The organism is Ruminiclostridium herbifermentans (assembly GCF_005473905.2).
In the GTDB taxonomy this organism is placed as follows: Bacteria; Bacillota; Clostridia; order Acetivibrionales; family DSM-1351; genus Ruminiclostridium; species Ruminiclostridium herbifermentans.
The window spans coordinates 366,213-388,108 of the sequence record NZ_CP061336.1 but is presented as its reverse complement, the minus strand read 5'-3'; the positions used below and the strand labels follow the sequence as shown (position 1 = coordinate 388,108).

The window sequence follows — 21,896 nt, the reverse complement described above, 5'->3', positions numbered from 1 at the left end:
TACCCTTATCCTTTATTTTATTTTTAGTAGCCATATAGTCATTTAATTCAATGAATATAAAACTAAAGTCCGGATAGTACCGGGATGGAAATCATTCCAAATACTTATCCGGACTATAATTATTTCTTAAATAAAGACTATATTATCTTAAAGACAATTATAATTATTGGTTAAGAAAGTAATATCTTCTTTATTGCTGCAAAATCGATAGCATCAATTGATCCATCATCATTTACATCTGCATTAGCAGCATTCCATGATGCAACATTATTTCCTAATAGATACATCTTCATTGCTGCAAGGTCTAATGCATCAACTGAACCATCATCGTTAACATCACCTTTTAGTGATGGACCATCAGTTGGGAATAACATTGCATAAACACCACAAGCAACAGCATACTCAGCTTGAGCCCAGAATCTGTGATATGTGATTGTTGGAGCATCTTCATCTCTTCCTGTTTGCAAGTATCTTTCAACCTGAGGCCAGTTAGGATCCTGCTTGTATTTTGAACGAATGTCTATAAACTTAATACCTGGTTGAATCTTGTCACCATTAGGCATTGTTCCTGACCAACCTGCAGGAACATATACTTCCTGATTGAAACGGCTATAGTCTAAGCGTGTTTCTGGTGCTCCTATACCCTTTTCATCTGCATAGTTAACCCATATAGTATCAAGAAGTTTCTTAGCAGTTTCTTTTGCTGCTTGATTTCCTGATGCAGCAGCATAGTAAGTTAATGCATTGATAATTGAAGAAGCAACACCTAAGTCTCTTCCACGAGCTGTTACTATTACATGTAAGTTTGGATTACCAGTGAATGATGAGAATCCATTCCATGTATCAGGTTGTCCTTCCCAATCTATTGTTGTAGGAATTGTAAATGTTCCATCTTCAAATTTAATTTCTGAGATAATCCATGCTGCCCATTTATCAGCTAAGTTCTTAAGTCTTGAATCGCCAGTCTCGTAATATAATTGCATTATACGCTGCATTGACCATGCTTGCATACCAGGCCATGTATTACTACCTGGGTCAGCATATACAGGATTTTCTACATAACCCATACCATAGAATGTAGATGTTCCTGCTGGCCATGTCTCGTAACGACCATTGTATGAGTTACTAGCTCCACCTGCTATAGCACCTTCAGCAGACTGTAACCATTGATAGAATTCAATTTGTCTATCTAAACTCTTAGCCCAGTCAGCTGAACTGTTAGCTGCCTTTGGTTTAAAGTCAGCATCTGCTGATAGAACATAAGCTGCAAATGGATTCTGATATCCGAAGTGGTTGTGGCTTGATCCAATAATCCATGACCATTGTGAAGTAACTCCACCACCCCATGCATAATACCATGAGAGCAAGTACATACAAGCATCATATCCTGTACCTGCTTGTTTTGAATCTCCTACTTTTCTAAAATACTTATCGAACATTGCATATCTTAAATAGTCACCCATCTTAGATGCTTTTTGTACATAAGTGCTTATATTTATACCTTTTGCCTTTGCTACTTGATTTGCAAGGTAAGTAGCTTGAACGGCACGAGCATCTGCATCCGGAGCATTTGTATACTTAAATTGTTGTGCATATGAACTGTCACCTGTAAACAGGTCGAGGAATCCATTTCTACCACCAAACTTCATTGCATCCCAGCATGGTTGTGGTATTGTTTCCCAAGTTGACTCCTGCTCACCTCTTTGGAATGTGTTGATGTATGAATTCTTAGAAGTTCCATCTCCTCTGTTACCAAATCCATACCAGTTATCAACGTCTAGGAGCCAGTGCATACCATATATCATGCTAGTTCCATAAGCTGATTTTAATCCACTATTTATTGGGTCTCTTCCAACAGGAGCACTGGTGTCTAGCTGTGCTGGATACTTGCTTGGGTCCTGCCATTCTGGAGCATATGTAGCTGGTTTGTTAGGATCATATCTGCTCATACTAGTTTCAGGCTGATCCAATTCTGATGGGATTATATACTTTTCAGCTATCTCCCATGATTTTTTAAATCCGGAGAAATCTCCATTTAATCTTCCGTTCATAGCTTCTAACCACATGTAATAACTGAAAGCTTCACTTGTAGTTACGTGACCATAATCAGGAGCTTCTACGTTCATTGTTTCAATTGTATGGTATGGAACTCCATCTGGACTGAAATATCCGCTATTTGGAGCCATTATTTTACTATACATAGTGTTAAAACGTTCAGCATATATTGGGTTCACTGGACCTGTGATTTCATCACCAGGTGCTGCTAATACAGCTGAAGGAACCATTACTGATAATGACATTGAAGCTGCAACGGCCATTGCACTAATTCTCTTAATACCTTTTCTCATCTTTGCATTTCCCCTTTTCTATAATTTTTTGTTGTAACTTATTTAACAATATTCCTTCGCCTTCATGGTTGAAAACAACCATGAAGGCAAGAAATATATTAAATCAGAACTATTAGTTTAGTTTCACACTACCGTTTGTAAATGAAACATCCTTAATTTTTGCCATATTGCCATCACCGAAAGCTCCGCCTTCTGTGAAGGAAACAGCAGCAGTTTTACCTGTTCCCAATACTGTAAATGTAATATTTGCTAATACTCCATCAGTAGTGATAAGCTCATCTCCTATAGTGTTGTCAAGGAATACAAAGCTTATTGTACCAGCTGTAGCGTTTATCTTAGTTGAGAAGTTAACTGGTGCATTTACAACTATGTCTCCAGCAGTTACTTTTGTTGCTGTTAGTAATGTAGGATCATAGTTCATGTAGAAATTGAAAGTACCAACATTTCCAACCTTTGATACGTTCTTCATTGTTACAGGTACTGTAACTGTAGTACCAGCAGTTCCTTGTGCTGTTCCTATTTCTAATGCTAATCCAGTAGGAACTGGTGTTGATGCATCTATAGCAACACTACCATTCTTTAATTCAACATCAGCTATCTTTGCCATGTTACCATTTCCGAAAGCTCCGCCATCGTTGAATTTAACAACTGTTGTTGTCTTTGCAGTTCCAACTACTTCAAAAGTAATATTTGCTAATACACCATCAGTAGTAATTAGTTCGTCACCTATTGTATTGTCTAGGAATACGAAGCTAACTGTTCCCTTAGCTGTATCAATCTTTGTTGAGAAGTTTACAGGTGCATTTACAACTATATCACCTGCTGTTACTTTTGTTGCTTTTAATTGTGCAACGTCATATCCAACATAGAAGTTGAATGTTCCAACGTTGCCTGCTTTTGCAACATTCTTCATTGTTACAGGTACTGTAATAACGTCTCCAGCTTTTCCTGATGCTGTTCCTATTTCAACGCTAAGCTTTGCAGCTGGTGTTGTATCTTTTATAGTTATAGTTAATACAGGGTTTTTATCTGCTGTACCAAAATCAAATGTAAGTGCTTTTGTACCAACTGCTAATGTTGATAAGTAGTTCTTTGATATTGTTACTGTGTTTCCTGATACTGTGTAATCAGTTCCACTTACTAAACCAGTAATACCTTTGAAAGTATTTCCGTTAGCTGTATAAGTAACTACTACATCTGCAGGAGTAAACTTATCAAAGTTTGCAGTTGTTGCGCTTAATGTTGCTGGTACTATTACAGGAGCTCCTTTTATAGCAACACTACCATTATTTAATTCAACATCAGCTATCTTTGCCATGTTACCATTTCCGAAAGCTCCGCCTTCGTTGAATTTAACAGTTGTTTCTCCTTCTTCAGTTCCTATTACTTCAAAAGTAATATTTGCTAATACACCATCAGTAGTAATTAGTTCGTCACCTATTGTATTGTCTAGGAATACGAAGCTAACTGTTCCCTTAGCTGTATCAATCTTTGTTGAGAAGTTTACAGGTGCATTTACAACTATATCACCTGCTGTTACTTTTGTTGCTTTTAATTGTGCAACGTCATATCCAACATAGAAGTTGAATGTTCCAACGTTACCTACTTTTGCAACATTCTTCATTGTTACAGGTACTACAACAGTATCTCCAGCTTTACCTGTAGCTGTTCCTAATTCAACGATAAGGTTTTCAGTAGGAACTGGTGTTGTATCTTTTACAGTTATAGTTAATACAGGGTTTCTACTTGAACCAAAATCAAATGTTAATGAAGTAGTTCCTAAGCTTAATGTTGAAAGGTAAGCCTTTGATATTGTTACTGTGTTTCCTGATACTGTGTAATCAGTTCCGCTTACTAAACCAGTAATACCTTTGAAAGTATTTCCGTTAGCTGAATAAGTAACTTTGATATCATCTGGAGCATACTTATCAAATGTTGCTGATGTAGGATTTATTTCTGATATTGGATCTGCTACACTTTCTTTAATTGTTACACTACCATTTTCAAAATTAACTACAGATATCTTCTTCATGTTGCCATCACCAAAAGCTCCGCCTTCAGTGAAAACTACAGGTGTTGTTACTTCTTGTGTTCCTAATACTTTGAATTTGATGTTTGCTAATACACCATCAGCTGTAATTAACTCATCACCTATTGTATTGTCTAGGAACACAAAGCTGATCTTACCGTCTTTAATCTGTGTTGAGAAGTTTACAGCTGCATTCTTAACGATTTCACCAGCTGTTACTGATACTGCTTCTAATAGATTCTTATCATATCCAACATAGAAGTTGAATGTTCCAACATTACCTACTTTTGCTACGTCTGCAAGAGTTACTGGTACTGTTATTTCATTACCAGCTGATCCTATAGCTGTTCCTATCTTAACGTTAAGTGCTACAACAGGACCTTCTGTTATAGTTACACTACCATTTGTGAAGTTAACTGTTGAGATTTTAGTCATGTTGCCATCACCAAAAGCTCCGCCTTCAGTAAACTTAACTGTTGTAGTTGTAGCTTTAGTTCCTACTATTTTAAATTTGATGTTTGCTAATACACCATCAGCTGTAATTAACTCATCACCTATTGTGTTGTCTAGAAATACAAAGCTGATTTTACCGTCTTTAATCTGTGTTGAGAAGTTTACAGCTGCATTCTTAACGATTTCACCAGCTGTTACTGATACTGCCTCTAATTGAGCAACATCATATCCAACATAGAAGTTGAATGTTCCAACATTACCTACTTTTGCTACGTCTGCAAAAGTTACTGGTATTGTTACTATGTCACCAGCTGTTCCAGCTGCTTTTCCTAATGCTACATTAAGAGCTACAACAGGACCTTCTGTTATAGTTACGCTACCATCTTTGAAGTTAATAGCTGATATTTTAGCCATGTTGCCATCGCCAAAAGCTCCGCCATCAGTGAACTTAACTGCTGTTGTTCCTGCTGTCTTTGATAATACCTTAAACTTGATGTTTGCTAATACTCCATCAGCAGTAATTAGCTCATCACCTATTGTGTTGTCTAGGAATACAAAGCTGATTTTACCGTCTTTAATCTGTGTTGAGAAGTTTACAGCTGCATTCTTAACGATTTCACCAGCTGTTACTGATACTGCTTCTAATTTAGTAGCATCATATCCAACATAGAAGTTGAATGTTCCAACATTACCTACCTTTGCAACATTTCCAAAAGTTACTGGTACTGTTATTACATCACCAGCTGTTCCAGAAGCTGTTCCAATTGTTACATCAAGACCTTCAACTGGTTTTGAATCCTTAATTGAGATAGTTAATGTAGGATTGCTTGTTGTTCCAAAGTCAAATGTTAATGTCTTTGTAGTATTTGTAGTTAAAGTAGCAAGATAACTGCTCTTAATTGTTACAGTGTTTCCTGATACTGTGTATTGTGTACCATTTGTTAAACCAGTAATACCTGCAAATGTATTTCCGTTAGGAGTCATAGTAACTACTACATCCTTAGGAGCATACTTATCAAATGTTGCAGTTGTAGGAGTTATTGATGCTGGCTTAATTTCTGGAGTTGATGTTGGCTCTTTACCAAATACAAGTGTTCCATTTTTGTAAGCTGTAATTGTTTCCCACTCTGTATATGAACCAGCAGCTTTATATGAGTAGTCATTTGCCATGTTGTAGTTGCTCCAGTCAGTCTTAGCTACTCTTGCCTGTAATTCTACTGATCCACCTGCTGGAATACTACCTGAAGAGAAGCTAATTTCAAGGTAAGTATCTGCATTTGAAGTAGTTGTGCTCATCTTAACGAATGAACCCTTTACAGCACTTGTTAATGCAGTGTAGTTTCCACCGTTTGCATCAGTTGCTGCTGCATGGTCACAGTAGAATACGTTTTCTGCTGCAGAATCTGAAGTAAAGTAGTATCTTACTTTAACATCTGCTAGGTTAATTGTGCTTGTACCTTTATTTACTATCTTGTAGCTTCCAGTAATAGTGTTGCCTGTTGCTGCCATGTTGTTGTTGTGGAACATAACAACTAGGTCTTTGCTCTGTTGTGGAGTTGTATCAACATATGTCACTATTAATACTGGGTTGCTTGTTGTACCAAAGTCAAATGTAAGTGATTGTGAACCAATAGCTTGTTTAGCTAAGTAGCTCTTTAAGAGTGTTACAGTGTCTCCTGATACTGTGTAATCAGTACCCTTTGTTAAACCAGTGATACCTACGAAAGTATTTCCATTAGGTGTCAATGTTATTTTGATATCAGCTGGAGCGTACTTATCAAATATTACAGCTGTAGGAGCTATTGTTGCTGGTTTAGAAGGAAGCTCTTCACCATCTATAGCCACGCTACCAGATTCAAATTTGATCTTAGTAATCTTAGCCATGTTGCCATCGCCAAATGCTCCACCTTCTTTAAATGCTACAGGTGTAGTCTGTTTGTAAGCGCCTAATACTTCAAATGTAATGTATGCTACTACGCCATCTTCAGTAATAAGCTCGTCACCTATTGTGTTATCAAGGAATACGAAGCTGATTGTTCCTTCTTTAATCTGTGTTGAGAAGTTAACAGCTGCATTCTTAACAATCTCTCCTGCTTCTACTTTAGTAGCCTTTAGAAGAGCCTTATCATATCCAACATAGAAGTTGAATGTTCCAACATTACCTACTTTAGCTACGTTTGCCATAGTTACAGGTACTGTTATTACATCACCTTTTTTACCTGCTCCATCACCTATTGTTACATAGAGATCTGAACCTAAATCAACTTTAGTAGCATTGATTGTCAATACAGGATTTGAATCCATACCAAAGTCAAATTCAAGTGATGTCTTACCTACTGGAAGAGTTGCAATGTAACTCTTTAATAAAGTAACTGTATTTCCAGATACTTTATAGTTAGCACTTGCTAAGCCTTTGATACCAGCGAATGTGTTTCCGTTAGGAGTAAGTGTTACAACAACATCTGCTGGATTATTTAAATTAACGTTTACAGTTGTAGGAGCTATTGTTGCTGGAAGTTTTCCATCACCATCTATAGCTACACTACCATTTACAAATTCAATCTTAGTTATTTTTGCCATGTTGCCATCGCCGAAAGCTCCGCCTTCGTTGAATTTAACAACTGTTGTAGTATCAATATTTCCTATTATCTTGAAGTTGATGTTAGCTAATACGCCATCAGCAGTAATAAGCTCATCACCTATTGTGTTATCTAGGAATACGAAACTAATTGTTCCATCCTTAATCTGTGTTGAGAAGTTTACAGCTGCATTCTTAACGATTTCACCAGCTGTTACTGATACTGCTTGTAACTGAGCCTTATCATATCCAACATAGAAGTTGAATGTTCCAACATTACCTACTTTAGCTACGTTTGCCATAGTTATAGGTACTGTTACTGTTTCACCAGTTTTACCTGCTGCTGTTCCGATTTCAACTTTTAAATCATCTGTTGGGATTACATCTCCCTTTATTGTTACACTACCATTTGTAAATGTAACGTCGGATATTTTAGCCATGTTTCCATCGCCAAATGCTCCGCCTTCGTTGAACTTAACTGTTGTTACTGTGTCTTTTGTTCCTATTATCTTAAACTTAATGTAAGCTACTACTCCATCAGCAGTAATAAGCTCATCACCTATTGTGTTGTCTAGGAATACGAAGCTGATTGTTCCATCCTTAATCTGTGTTGAGAAGTTTACAGCTGCATTCTTAACGATTTCACCAGCTGTTACTGATACTGCTTGTAACAAAGCCTTATCATATCCAACATAGAAGTTGAATGTTCCAACATTACCTGCACCTGCTACATCTGCGAAAGTTACAGGTACTGTTACTGTATCACCAGTATTACCTGATGCTGTTCCGATTTCTACTTTTAATCCTTTTGTTGGGATTGTATCTCCCTTTATTGTTACACTACCATTTGTAAATGTAACGTCGGATATTTTAGCCATGTTGCCATCGCCAAATGCTCCGCCTTCGTTGAACTTAACTGTTGTTACTGTATCTTTTGTTCCTATTATCTTGAACTTAATGTAAGCTACTACTCCATCAGCAGTAATAAGTTCATCACCTATTGTGTTGTCTAGGAATACGAAGCTAATTGTTCCATCTTTAATCTGTGTTGAGAAGTTTACAGCTGCATTCTTAACGATTTCACCAGCTGTTACTGATACTGCTTGTAATTGAGCCTTATCATATCCAACATAGAAGTTGAATGTTCCAACATTACCTGCACCTGCTACATCTGCGAAAGTTACAGGTACTGTTACTGTATCACCAGTATTACCTGCTGCTGTTCCAATTGCTACTTTAAGTCCTTTTGTTGGGATTACATCTCCCTTTATTGTTACACTACCATTTGTAAATGTAACGTCGGATATTTTAGCCATGTTGCCATCGCCAAATGCTCCGCCTTCGTTGAACTTAACTGTTGTTACTGTGTCTTTTGTTCCTATTATCTTAAACTTAATGTAAGCTACTACTCCATCAGCAGTAATAAGCTCATCACCTATTGTGTTGTCTAGGAATACGAAGCTAATTGTTCCATCCTTAATCTGTGTTGAGAAGTTTACAGCTGCATTCTTAACGATTTCACCAGCTGTTACTGATACTGCTTGTAATTGAGCCTTATCATATCCAACATAGAAGTTGAATGTTCCAACATTACCTGCACCTGCTACATCTGCGAAAGTTACAGGTACTGTTACTGTATCACCAGTATTACCTGCTGCTGTTCCAATTGCTACTTTAAGTCCTTTTGTTGGGATTACATCTCCCTTTATTGTTACACTACCATTTGTAAATGTAACGTCGGATATTTTAGCCATGTTGCCATCGCCAAATGCTCCGCCTTCGTTGAACTTAACTGTTGTTACTGTATCTTTTGTTCCTATTATCTTGAACTTAATGTAAGCTACTACTCCATCAGCAGTAATAAGCTCATCACCTATTGTGTTGTCTAGGAATACGAAGCTGATTGTTCCATCCTTAATCTGTGTTGAGAAGTTTACAGCTGCATTCTTAACGATTTCTCCAGCTGTTACTGATACTGCTTGTAATTGAGCCTTATCATATCCAACATAGAAATTGAATGTTCCAACATTACCTGCTTTTGCTACATCTGCAAAAGTAATTGGCACTGTTACTGTATCACCAGTATTACCTGATGCTGTTCCGATTTCTACTTTTAATGCATCTGTTGGGATAACATCTGCTTTAATTGTTACACTACCATTTGTAAATGCAACGTCAGAAATTTTAGCCATGTTTCCATCGCCAAAAGCTCCGCCTTCGTTGAACTTAACTGTTGTTACTGTATCTTTTGTTCCTATTATCTTGAACTTAATGTAAGCTACTACTCCATCAGCAGTAATAAGTTCATCACCTATTGTGTTGTCTAGGAATACGAAGCTAATTGTTCCATCTTTAATCTGTGTTGAGAAGTTTACAGCTGCATTCTTAACGATTTCACCAGCTGTTACTGATACTGCTTGTAATTGAGCCTTATCATATCCAACATAGAAATTGAATGTTCCAACATTACCAGCCTTTGCTACATCTGCAAAAGTGATTGGCACTGTTACTGTATCACCAGTTTTACCTGATGCTGTTCCGATTTCTACTTTTAATCCTTGTGTTGGGATTGTATCTCCCTTTATTGTTACGCTACCGTTAATTAAGTCAACGCTGTTTATTTTTGACATGTTGCCATTACCAAAAGCTCCGCCTTCGTTGAACTTAACTGTTGTTACTGTATCTTTTGTTCCTATTATCTTGAACTGAATGTTAGCTAATACTCCATCAGAAGTAATAAGCTCATCACCTATTGTGTTGTCTAGGAATACGAAACTAATTGTTCCATCTTTAATCTGTGTTGAGAAATTAACAGCTGCATTTTTAACTATATTACCAGCTGTTACTGATACTGCTTGTAACTGAGCCTTATCATATCCAACATAGAAATTGAATGTTCCAACATTACCTACTTTAGCTACGTTTGCCATAGTTATAGGTACTGTTACAGTTTCACCTGTTTTACCAGTTACTTTTCCTATTTCTACTTTAAGTCCATCTGTTACTACATCACCTTTAACAGTTAATGTATATACAGGATTTTTTGATGCACCAAAATCAAATGTTAAGTTATATGTACCATTTGAAAGTTTTGACATATAACTCTTTAAGATTTTAACTGTGTTGCCTGATACTGTGTAGTCAGTACCATTAATTAAACCTGTGATGCCTTTGAATGTATTTCCATTAGGTGTCAAAGTTATTGATAAGTCAGCAGGAGCTGTCTTGTCAAAAGTTCCAGATGTTGGAGCTATTGCAGGATCCTGTGTTTGTGTTCCGCCTGGCTCTTTACCTGATACAAGGCTACCGCCTAAATAAGCAGTAACTTTCTCATTAGCTACAAATGAACCTGAAGAAAGGTATGAATAGTCGTTAGCTAAATTAAAGTTTGTCCAATCGGTTCTAGAAGTTCTAGTCTGAACTGTTAATGTTCCTCCAGCTGGAAGACTACCGGATGTAAAGCCAACTTCAATGTATGTATCAGCATTTGAAGTAGGTGAGCTCATTTGTACAAACTTACCTGTTACATTGCTTGTAATACCAGTATAATCACTTCCATTAGGACCCATTGTTGCTGCATGGTCGCAGTAGAAATTTAATGCAGTGTCATTGTCCTTAGTAAAGTAATACCTTAATTTGAGATCTGCCAAATTAACAGCTGAGCTACCATTATTAGTCACTTGGAAGTTCGCGTTTATTGTATTTGCTGAAGTTTCTGAACTTCCATTGTTACTAAATTTGACATCTAGACTTGAAGCCGCAAAAGCAGTAAGTCCGGATGCAAATAATGTTACCAACATTGATAGTACCAATAAGATAGACGTTGCCTTTTTACGCATTCGCATTAATAAATACCTCCTGTTATATTATTTTTTTATGAAAACCATCTTTTCCACAAAGCCTGTCGGGGTAACACGCACATTCAGTCACATTATCGAAACAGCACAGTCATTATTATTTGTTCGTGCATGGTTTAAATAATAATTTATCCCCTTTTGCCGTAACGAACTAACTGAATTATTTATTTCACCCCCTTTTTTTATTTTTATTGGCTGAGTGGGTTATCTAAACTCACCAAATTTAATGGTTTTCACAGATACTATTTTGAAGAAATAATCCTAAAAAAGTATAAGAGTATTTCCCAATATAGACATGCGTTAAAATACCCCTCATTTACGCTGGTCAAATAAAAATAAGCTTACCCAATATTTAAAATGAATAGCTTATTTTTATTTCCTAAAAATCATAACATTTTCATAAGTTTTTAAGTCTATTATTATCTTTAGTTTACGCTGGTACCTATGATTTCATATTTTTTTGTCTTTTTTTCTATGTTTATTGAAGATACATTCCCTTTTCATCAGTATTTGTAAAAAAATCTTTAATTCCCTCAAGATTGCTTTTTAAAATTATTGTAACTGCAATGATATATTTTCTATTTCTTTCAACTGTCCGTTTATGTACATTAACTAGTTTCATTAAATCTGATAAAGGTAACATTCTCTTTCTTACCAATTTATCATTTAATATCTCATTCTCAGCTATTATTTTTGCAATTTGAATGCACAAACCACGTGAGTCTTTATGTCTAGGAGAGCATTCGACTAATTCCTCTAAAGTGATTCCGTATTCTCTTAACTGCTGTTCAAATAGCAATATTTCTTCTCTAATTTCAATCTTTTCATATTGATTAAAAGAATCACATATCAGGTATCTTTCTTCGAACCCTTCATCATCCTCAAAATATGAAAATGGAACGTCTTTTAAATACTTTTTGTTGAATCTGATGTAATCTATTATTCTATGTCTTATAACCATCTCTGCATATTTAAAGAAGTTTGAGTTCTTCTTTATATCATAAAGATCAATTGCCTCATTAAACGCTAATAAGCCAATGCTATATTCCTCATTGTTTTCGTCTACATATCTCCCAACCAAATGGGATAATGTTTTCAATATGTATGGCTTATAGTCATTAATGAATTTATTTTTAAGCACATTATCACCATTTTTTATCTTCTCAAAAATAGTGTTAATATTATTTGAATAGTTAACATTTTGATTCAAATATTCTACTTTCAAGCGTTTGTATCCCTCCTAAACTACAAATAATAAAAAATTAATAATAGATTTATGACAAACTAAGTAATTGAAATCAAAGATATTCTATGAGTTAAAGCCCTCTGCTAAAAAACTCATATACCCTGAAGGCGAAGTAGCTTTAGTTTAACGAATATAAGTTAGAATAGAAGAATAGTTGTAGGTAAGGTATATGTTGTTTAATATTAAACTTTCACTGAATCAAATTGAATTCAAATAATCGAAGACAATGAATTTATACTAACACGCAACGATAAATTTGCCTCCTTTATTGAATACATTTAATCCCATATAAGACTATAAGTGCATACTACCATAAGTAGAATATTTTGTATATGTTTTTGTTTTAATCGCCAACAAATTACACATTATAGCAATTTTTTGCACCATAATGGGACAGTTCCATATTTTTTTCTTTATATATTACAGTTTTTATGACAAAATTTTGTGCAATTCTAAAAACAATTTACACCCAAAGTCTTAATACATAGTTAACTTGATTCACTAGTTTATTAATACTACATAAAAGTATCTATCAATATAAGATTATAGCTATTTGTACCGCTTTCAAGGCAATTAACCAGCATAAGCATCCTCTCTTTTCACTTTTAATATTTTAACATACAAAACCCAGTACTATATTTTACCATAATACACGTCCAAATGCCATAGTTTTTGCAAATTCTTTTCATATTTCTCTATATTTTTACATTTTTTACATATAGTCAAAATTATACGCGAAATTAGCGCTCTTTTCAAGCTTATTTTCAAGTTTTTTAAAGAAAATACCGTTGAATTTTCACTCAAACTCTCTGCATATTTAAGCAACGCTGTATTATTCATTCTATTCTATTTTTTATCTGTCGTAAAACATATAAGTTGTGTATAGTATAGAAGAGACATTAATTTGAAAAATGTGAAATTAACATTTGTGCATTCATCGTTTCCTTCGTATTTTAAACTACTAATCGTATTTTTAACTACTACTTGTGTCGATGGCAATACCAGTGAAATGGAAGTTGGCAAAAAAAGTACAATATATACATATAGTACATCAAAGCCTTATTAGTTCTATCTACTAACAACATAACATCATTCCGTAAATTATTTGAAAGAAAAATAGACTTAACGATAGACTTATCCATAATAAGAGTTCAAAAGAAGTTATTACATTTTTTTATAATACATTATCAGACTCAAACCTTTTATTTATATACTTATTCTTCACAGCATACACTGCTAAAGAGGTTCTATCCGAAAGTCCAAGCTTACTTAGTATACTTGTGATAATATTCTTAACTCTCCCCTCTGTAATATTAAGATTAGCAGCTATTTCCTTATTGCTTTTCCCATAAACCACTAACTCTATTAACTTTATTTCTCTATCTGTCAATGCATATTCTGGTTTCTGATTATCAGGCTGGTTAAACTTATTAACTATATTCTGATAAACATTCTCATCAATAACATTAAGACCTTCTACAGTACCTTTTATAGTAGATATCAATTTCTCTGCATTTATATCCTTCAGAATGTATCCATCAGCACCATTTTTAAGAGCTGCCGACACCATTTCATCGTCATCAAACGTTGTAAGAACAAGAACCTTTATGTTAGCTGAAAAAGACTTTATCAATTTCGTTCCTTCAATTCCGTCGCAACAAGGCATTTTCAAGTCCATAAGCACAAGATCTGGTTTGTGTATTTTACACATCTCAAGTGCCTCATAACCATTCAAAGCTAGTCCAACAACATTAATCTCTTCATCACTCTCAATAATAAATTTAAACCCTTCGCCTATTAACCGCTTATCCTCTGTAATCAGCACTTTTATCAATCGCAATGAACCTCCTCTTCTAAAGGAATATAAACATTCAAATTAAATCCACCTTCACCGCTAGAACCATAAATAAGTTTTCCATTAACCGCTTTAACCCTTTGTTCCATTCCAATTAACCCCATGCCTTTTTTTATATGACTACTGCCAATGCCATTGTCTATTATAAAAAGTCTAATAGAATCCTTTTCAATAACAAGTGATATTATTACCTTTTTCGCTTTTCCGTGACGTACAGCATTTGTAATAGCCTCTTGACAAATTCTATATATAATCTCGTTATATTCAGATAAAAATCTAGTTCTATCGTCGTCAATATTCAGGTCTATTTCTATTCCTAAATAACTATAATCTATAACTAGTTTTCGTAGAGAATTAATTAAATTATTTTCTTCAAGATCTTTAGGTCCAAAACCCTTAATCGATCTTCTTAATTCTCTTAGTCCTGCCTTTGCAGTATGATTTACAGCATCTATTTTTTCCACTGCCTTTTTAGGGTCTTCAAGGCATGTCCTGCTGCAAACCTCAAGTTGTGTTATTATTAAGGTCATAGCATAACCTAGTGTATCATGAAGGTCCCTGGCCATCCTATTCCTTTCTTTTTCGGCAGCCAATTCCTCAACTACTTTTGTATACTCTCTTAATTGCTTGATCATATATTCAAGTTCTTCGTTCTTTTTATTTAACTGCTCCGTCCTTTCACAGACTTTTTGTTCAAGGGTAAAACTCCACTTCTCAATCTCCTCGGAATATTTTTTCAAGCGTTTATAAAGGCGCGCATTTTCAATTGATACTCCTGCCTGACTGCAAATCAACTCTAAAGCCTTTTTGTCTTCCTCATCAAATAATCCTGACATTAGCTTATTATCGAGATAAATTACTCCTAAAAGTTCTTTTTTATTTATAATTGGAGCACAAATAACAGATCTAATTTCCTGAGAAATAACACTGTGCTGCATATTTAGTTGACTATCCGCCAATGCATCATAAATGATAATAGGTTTTAACTCCTTTTCAACCTGTGAAATAATTTTTTTACTTAACTCATATGATGAATTTGTTATTTCATAACCATTAATATTTCGTACAACATTTACTTCAAGCTTTTTTTCGCCTTTCTCTGGATAGAGCAGCACAATACCCCTCTGTGCTCCTAATAACTCGATAGCATTATCCATTATTTTTTCAAGCAGTATGTCAATATCTAATATTGAACTTATAACACGGCCTGTCCTAACAATAGCATCAAATTTATTGCTTGCAATCAGCAAATCTATATTTTTGTCTTCATTATGTCCATAGAATTTTTCTAAATTGCATCCTATTGCTTCGTCGCATTTTTTTATGTACTCTTTAGCCCCTATTTCAGCAAATATATCATAGGCTTTTTTGATATTTCTATGATAGTCATTTTCCCTTTTAATGTTTTTAAGAAAACCTGCGTATTCAAACAAACTGTATCCTAGTTCATATCTCCTATTCATTGCTTTATAGTGTCTAATACTTTTTTTATATAACTTTTCAGAAATCCTATTCTTCTTTCTTAAAGCATAGTATCCTGCCATGACTCTTAATGAAGCACCATAAATATTAGGCCATATGCGAGTAATATTCATAGCAACAATACATGCTTTTAAAACTTTGCTTAATTCTTTATTATTAAAATCCTTTCGCAATGTATGCGTTGATTTCAATAACGCCAAGTATGTCTGGGCTAGCATTACATAAGCATTTCCTATACTTTCCTTATTCAGACTATACTTTTTGTCAATCTCAACTGCTCTTTCAAAATACTCTACAGCCTTTTGATATTCTTTCTTTTCACAATGTATAACTCCTACACAATATATCGCTAAACAGTAAGGATACCATAGTTTCTCATTCTCTCCAATCTCAATTGACTGATTAGCAACTACCATGGCCTTTTCATACTCTCCCTTTTCTATATAGCACCATGCAAGCCTTGCTTTCCCAAAGCAAATACCATAATAATTTTCAATATTATTAGACATTTCAATATACTGATTATATCTTTCACAAGCTTTTGCATAGTTGCCAGTATAATGATATATAGAGCCAAGAATGCCTAAGTTTGCAGAATATTCCCATACATCACCAACTTGTTTAAATAACTCCGTAGACTCCATCACCGAGTCCATAGAACGTTGATAGTTGCCTTGCCACAAGTGTACATATGCAATAAGCTGCAAACTATGAGCAATACCATATTTATCACCAAGTTCCTTTTTCATCTGCAAAGCAATTTCATGAAATTTCATTGCTCTTTTATAGTTTCCATTTATGGCATTTTGCATGGCATAGCCCGTATAGAGTACACAAATTTCTCTGTTTCCAGCCAATCTCCTTCTAACTATATTCTTACCCTTTATTGAAATAAGCCTTATTTTACTAGGATTACTAACAGCATATGACCAGCACAAGGGGTAAAATATAATAAGTTTTTCTTTTTCTTCTTCGCTAAAATCCTTTTCACTTCTATTAAATATAGTACTTACAAAAAATATATTGTATAAAACTAACTTTAAATATTCCTTTACAAGCGCAAATCTCAGATTTATCTTATCATTAGGTATTTCTTCTCCAAGAAGATTGAGTGCCTCAATAAGATAGGTTTGTCCCTCTTTAAAATTGCCTTTTTTCAAATAAGCAGAACCAATCTTACTTAAAATTTTTGCTCTATCAAGTACATTTTCATAAAATGGCAGTATTTTCTTTGCAATATGTACAGCCTTATCACTGTCACCAACAATAATATATGCCTCTACCATATCATTATATATGTATATGAAGTCTTTTGGGCTGAGTTGTTTATCTTGTTCCATATATTCCTCAGCTAATTTAAAGTATCGTAATGCATCCTCAGTTGCAAATGATTCTTTTGATTTATAAGCAGCAGGAATAACATATTTTAGAGCCTTTTTTCTATCACAACTCTTTATATAGTGATGTACAATGTCAAAGAAGTAGCGCTCTTTATCACCCTCACTTAAATTCTCCAAGATTTCCGCCAGATTATAATGTAGTTTTCTCCTCTCCTCAACATGCATTTTTTCTAGAACTGCATCTCTTATGCGATCATGAGTAAATTTGTACATGCCTTTTGGGGCTAAAGGTTCTATAATTTGTATTTCACTAATTTTGTCTAAAATATTAACAAGTTCTGTCCATCCTATACCAGAAAGCATCTCTAAAATGCCAGCATCAAAATTTCTTCCTATAATAGCCGCTTTTTCTAGAATGCTGCGCTGATTAGATGATATTTTTGCCAATCTTTTAAGTACAATACCTACAATATTTTCAGGTAAATCAAAATCATTAAGCGCTTCCCAATTTAATATCCATCTATCTTCTTCAAAAACTAATATCGAATTTTCTTCCAGAGTTCTAATCAAATTAGTTGCATATAAAGGATTTCCTCCAGATTTTATATATACGTATTTTGAAAAACCAGGCAAATCATCTATATATTTTCCAATACCTAACTCAACTAGCTTTCCTATCCCCTCGTGGCTTAGAGGATACAGCTTTATAAGCTGAATGGCTTGTGACGTAGCATTTTTCATGTATATTTTTTTGATTCCGCTATTTTCCGCCACCTCATCATCTCTAAAAGTACCAACAATCAAAAGATTTGACTTAAAAACTCTCTTTACAATTTCCTCCAAAATATTTAGTGAACCTGAATCGGCCCACTGAAGGTCATCAATTAAAATCACGCAAAATCTATTTTCAGGAACTAAATTCAAAAAAAAGTCAGTTACTGTTATCAAAAACCTTTTGAGTTCTCGAGCTGGTTCTAAAGAAGATAAATGGTCAGTTTCACCTAATATTCTTACAGCGCGAGGATTTAATGTGGTTATGCATCCACCCAAAGTTCCTAAAACATTTCTTAACCGTTTTGTCTCCGCAAACTGAACATCAGTATCATAATCAATATATTTGTTTATATAATCATCTATTATATCTTTAAAGGGCTGATAAGGATTTTTGTTTTCATTATTTATACATCTTCCCTTTAGAAACAGCCCATTATTTTTATAAACATAGCTTCTTATTTCTCTCACTAATCTACTTTTTCCAACACCTGATTCACCTGCAATTAATACTGTACTTCCCTTTCTATTAGAAGCATTTGTTATCGCCTCTATAAGCATCTGAGTTTCCCGCTCACGTTCTATCATACTGATATAAGAGCTAACTCTTTTCTTCTTATCTTTACAACCAATATTGAAATTTCTTCCACCATTTATGTATCTGTTTAAATCATAAATAAAGCCTGATATCGTTGAATATCGTTGTTCTGGATCCTTAGCTATAAGCCTTAAAATAATCTTTTCTAGGGTACTATCAATCTCCGGATTAACTTCACTTGGATTCGGTGGATTAAAGGCCGCATGCATGTGAATAATTGTATTTATATCATCTCCAGAAATAGGAGCTTTACCTGTAAACATATGATAAACTAATATTCCAAAAGAATATATATCACTTCTCTCGTCTAACACTTTATTTACAATTCCAATAGCCTCAGGTGACATATATGCCCATGTGCCTGCTATGGCTAATGGGGTTTTCAGTTCTGTTGAATCCATTAAAATAGATACGCCAAAATCAAGAACCTTAACACTTTTGGAGTAATCTGCTTCGTTCTCAGTAATAAATATATTAGCTGGCTTAATATCTCTATGGATAATTCCCTTACCATGTACATATTCAAGTGCCTTTGCGATATATAGAGCTATTTCTAAAGCCTCATTTATTTTTATGGGTTTGTTGTCAATTAATTTAGAAGATAGATTATTTCCATTAAGTAATTCCATAATTACATAAGGAAATCCGTTAAATTCTCCAATACCATAGGTTTTTACGATATTGGGGTGATCAAAACTATTGATAATAGCAGCTTCCTTTTTAAATCGTATAATATGTTCTATGTAGTTAGATGTAATCTGAGGCTTTAATACCTTTAAAGCAAATTCCCTGTTCAAATGAAAGTCATAAACCTTCAGAACATAACTGGTTACTCCTTCTCCGATTATTTCCAAAACCTTAAATCTATCATCTACTGTACTTCCAATATCAAACACACTATACCCCATTTCAAGTCAAGATTTCTAAGTTTGGGTATGCTACCTTTAAGATAGAAATAAATAATATCATACAAATATTGCTTACTATAATTGTATTATAGCACGATTATGCACTGTTAACAATATCTGCAAAATATCCTAAAGGTGATATAGGTCACTATATATACAGTGACTTATTTCACCTTTATTTCCTAATTGTTTTAGTATAAACTTTACAAGAGAGTATGTTTCATATCAAAAGAATGTCAGTAACAAAAACACAAAAATGTATCAAAGTAGTGTTTCATAACCTTTATGGGGTGAAAGCTACTTTGATCCCCAACATATTCTTGAGATATACTTTTTTATTACATATATTTTCGGAATGTTTAAATATGCGTTATAAAATTTGTCCTATTTATAGGATGAATTCAGCCTATATATTTTAGACTTCGAAAACTTCAAAGAAAAAGAGCGTCGTGTAAGCGATACTCTTTTTCTTTGTAAAGATACTTGTCTTGTTGTATATATTTTCTTATCTACTCAGGTAACTTATTAATTAGTGTTTAAACTTACCAATTAGTTTCCCGTGATTATAATCTTAATGCATTAATTTTAGAGAATTTTATAAAGAATAGATTTACCTCTAGTCTTATCACCATTTAACCATTGACAATCTTCATGTAGTTCTAATTTATTGTCACTTGTTATTACGGGAACACTATGGCATTTCCCAATAATTCTTATTTTCCCATCAATATTAATATGATGATAGAAAAAGTCCAATGTAAAATCCGTATTTACATTCCCTAAAAGATTTCCTTTTATAATATCCCCGCCACTATACTCGGCCCAAATTATACTTTCATTTTGATGATAGACAAAAATTGTGTCAACACTGACTTCTCCATTATCTGTATTATTCTTAATAGCAAATTTTTTACCATCATATTTAAAAGCTGTTTGTTGTAACTCTTTTTCCATTACTTCATATACTAGAAACACACCATTTTCAACACTTAGTTTATGATGTTCAATAGTTTTATAGCCTCTTGCGAGAATATAACGAACATCCAGGTAATGATGCATCCAGTATAACTCTATCATACTTTTTGCTTATTTCCTTTTCCATACAATCCATTATGTAACTTCCATAGCCTTTCCCTTGAAACTCTGGGGAAACATAGACTCTAGTTATATGGTTATCTTTAATACTGCCATATCCCTTTGTTAAAGTATATAGTAACCATTTTGCCATTTGTACATACTATAGTATTAGTTAACCAGTATTAAAAGGTGGTTTTGTTTGTGCATAACTATGGTTATAGAAATAGTTACTATCCTACTTTATGGGATAATTATTGGAGAAGTTACAGAATTAATGCTGAATCAGCTATTCAGATCGCTTTAAGTCAAGTTCCTGGTCAAGTCCTAAAGGTCGAATTAGATTATGATGATGGATTATTAGTTTACGAAATTTATATTCGTACAACTCATGGTATATACGAAGTAAATGTTAACGCGTTAACAGGACAGATTTTAAAAGTAGAAAAAGAGTATGATTAGACATATAACCTCAGTACTAGAAACCCATTCTCAGTATGCAACTCCAAGGTAAGTGTCCTATATTCAGTTTAATATCTCTTTTATATAAAATAGACCGACAGCTTATACTATCGGTCTATTCGTGACGTGTACTTTTTTCCATCCCTATTGAACTTAAGTTAGAAAGAGTCTTTTTTGATAAATACTCATTATTCAACAAATAAAAAATATCGCTCAAGAGAATTTTTACCTGTACATAGACTAACGTTATGATAATTATTTCTTTAAAATCTCCACTTTCTCTGCATTTAAATCATCAACCATTTTCTTATAAAAAATGGTCTTTTCTTCTTTTACAGCAAGAATTCTTTCAGTACCGTTATCATCTAACCAATATTCTACCAAAGATAAGCCACTTCCACCTTCAAAGTCAGGTGTTATATTTATCTCTTCAAGTTTCTTAAGTGCTGTTTCAAAATCATTATTTTCGATAATTTCCTTTGCTTCAGCTAGACTAACTCTTTTTGCGCCGCTTGGAATTTTACCGGAAATTTGCTGCACCTTCCTCTTAAAAACACCTACGTGCGTTTGTCCTTTTTTCGTCCACTTATCTAGCTCTACTTTCTTTTCTGCGGACAATTCTATAGGAGTTTGAGGAGCCAATTTAACATCAGACTTAACGACTTTTTCATTATTTTCATACATTTCTTTCTTTATCTTTTCATCCATTTCTTTTTCCTTTTCGGAAATTAAATTAGCCTGTATACCTGCTTTAAGATTTGCTTCACTTTCTTCTTGGGAAATCTGAAACAAATTGTTAGCACCAATAGCACCAACAGTTAAAGCCCCAATCACCGTAATAGCTAATACTGTGGTTAAGACACCTGTCTTCAATTTCATATCTCATTCCACCTCT

9 protein-coding genes are annotated in these 21,896 nt (G+C 34.1%); 1 reads left to right on the top strand and 8 read right to left on the bottom strand.

What is annotated here, in order from left to right:
* Positions 1-170 precede the first annotated feature (170 nt).
* The 7 genes from EHE19_RS01725 to EHE19_RS20090 form a co-directional block, all read right to left on the bottom strand.
* Complete coding sequence (locus tag EHE19_RS01725) at positions 171-2,348, bottom strand: glycoside hydrolase family 48 protein (protein WP_137699047.1); 2,178 nt, start codon at positions 2,346-2,348, stop codon at positions 171-173.
* A gap of 112 nt (positions 2,349-2,460) precedes the next feature.
* Entirely contained in the window at positions 2,461-11,253 is an 8,793-nt protein-coding gene (locus EHE19_RS01720; RefSeq protein WP_190530455.1) for a cohesin domain-containing protein, read from the bottom strand.
* A 490-nt stretch (positions 11,254-11,743) separates the two neighbouring features.
* Positions 11,744-12,490: an RNA polymerase sigma-I factor gene (gene sigI, locus EHE19_RS01715; RefSeq protein ID WP_137699005.1), complete on the bottom strand. Its 747-nt coding sequence runs from the start codon at positions 12,488-12,490 to the stop codon at positions 11,744-11,746.
* Positions 12,491-13,685: 1,195 nt separating this feature from the next.
* Positions 13,686-14,336, bottom strand: a complete 651-nt coding sequence (locus EHE19_RS01710; protein WP_342343344.1) for a response regulator — start codon at positions 14,334-14,336, stop codon at positions 13,686-13,688.
* Positions 14,337-14,341: 5 nt separating this feature from the next.
* On the bottom strand, positions 14,342-19,453 hold the full coding sequence (locus EHE19_RS01705) for a protein kinase domain-containing protein (protein ID WP_171003650.1): 5,112 nt from the start codon (positions 19,451-19,453) through the stop codon (positions 14,342-14,344).
* Between the two features lie 597 nt (positions 19,454-20,050).
* Positions 20,051-20,524 carry an avidin-fold protein gene (locus EHE19_RS01700; protein WP_244648310.1) on the bottom strand — a complete coding sequence of 158 codons (474 nt, stop codon included), beginning with the start codon at positions 20,522-20,524 and terminating at the stop codon, positions 20,051-20,053.
* Positions 20,478-20,693, bottom strand: a complete 216-nt coding sequence (locus EHE19_RS20090) for a GNAT family N-acetyltransferase (protein ID WP_171003649.1) — start codon at positions 20,691-20,693, stop codon at positions 20,478-20,480. The genes EHE19_RS01700 and EHE19_RS20090 overlap by 47 nt, the downstream gene beginning before the upstream one ends.
* Positions 20,694-20,743: 50 nt before the next feature.
* Between EHE19_RS20090 and EHE19_RS01690 the strand changes: the two genes are divergently transcribed.
* Positions 20,744-21,001, top strand: coding sequence for a PepSY domain-containing protein (locus EHE19_RS01690; protein ID WP_137699008.1), 258 nt, complete (start codon positions 20,744-20,746; stop codon positions 20,999-21,001).
* Between the two features lie 255 nt (positions 21,002-21,256).
* Here EHE19_RS01690 and EHE19_RS01685 read toward each other — a convergent pair whose 3' ends face one another.
* Complete coding sequence (locus EHE19_RS01685) at positions 21,257-21,880, bottom strand: hypothetical protein (RefSeq protein WP_137699009.1); 624 nt, start codon at positions 21,878-21,880, stop codon at positions 21,257-21,259.
* Positions 21,881-21,896 lie beyond the last annotated feature (16 nt).

Excerpts from the sequence above, each read along its gene's own strand:
- EHE19_RS01725 (WP_137699047.1), bottom strand. The coding sequence starts at position 2,348 with ATGAGAAAAGGTATTAAGAGAATTAGTGCAATGGCCGTTGCAGCTTCA.
- EHE19_RS01720 (WP_190530455.1), bottom strand. The coding sequence starts at position 11,253 with ATGCGAATGCGTAAAAAGGCAACGTCTATCTTATTGGTACTATCAATG.
- EHE19_RS01700 (WP_244648310.1), bottom strand. The coding sequence starts at position 20,524 with ATGCATCATTACCTGGATGTTCGTTATATTCTCGCAAGAGGCTATAAA.
- EHE19_RS20090 (WP_171003649.1), bottom strand. The coding sequence starts at position 20,693 with ATGGCAAAATGGTTACTATATACTTTAACAAAGGGATATGGCAGTATT.
- EHE19_RS01685 (WP_137699009.1), bottom strand. The coding sequence starts at position 21,880 with ATGAAATTGAAGACAGGTGTCTTAACCACAGTATTAGCTATTACGGTG.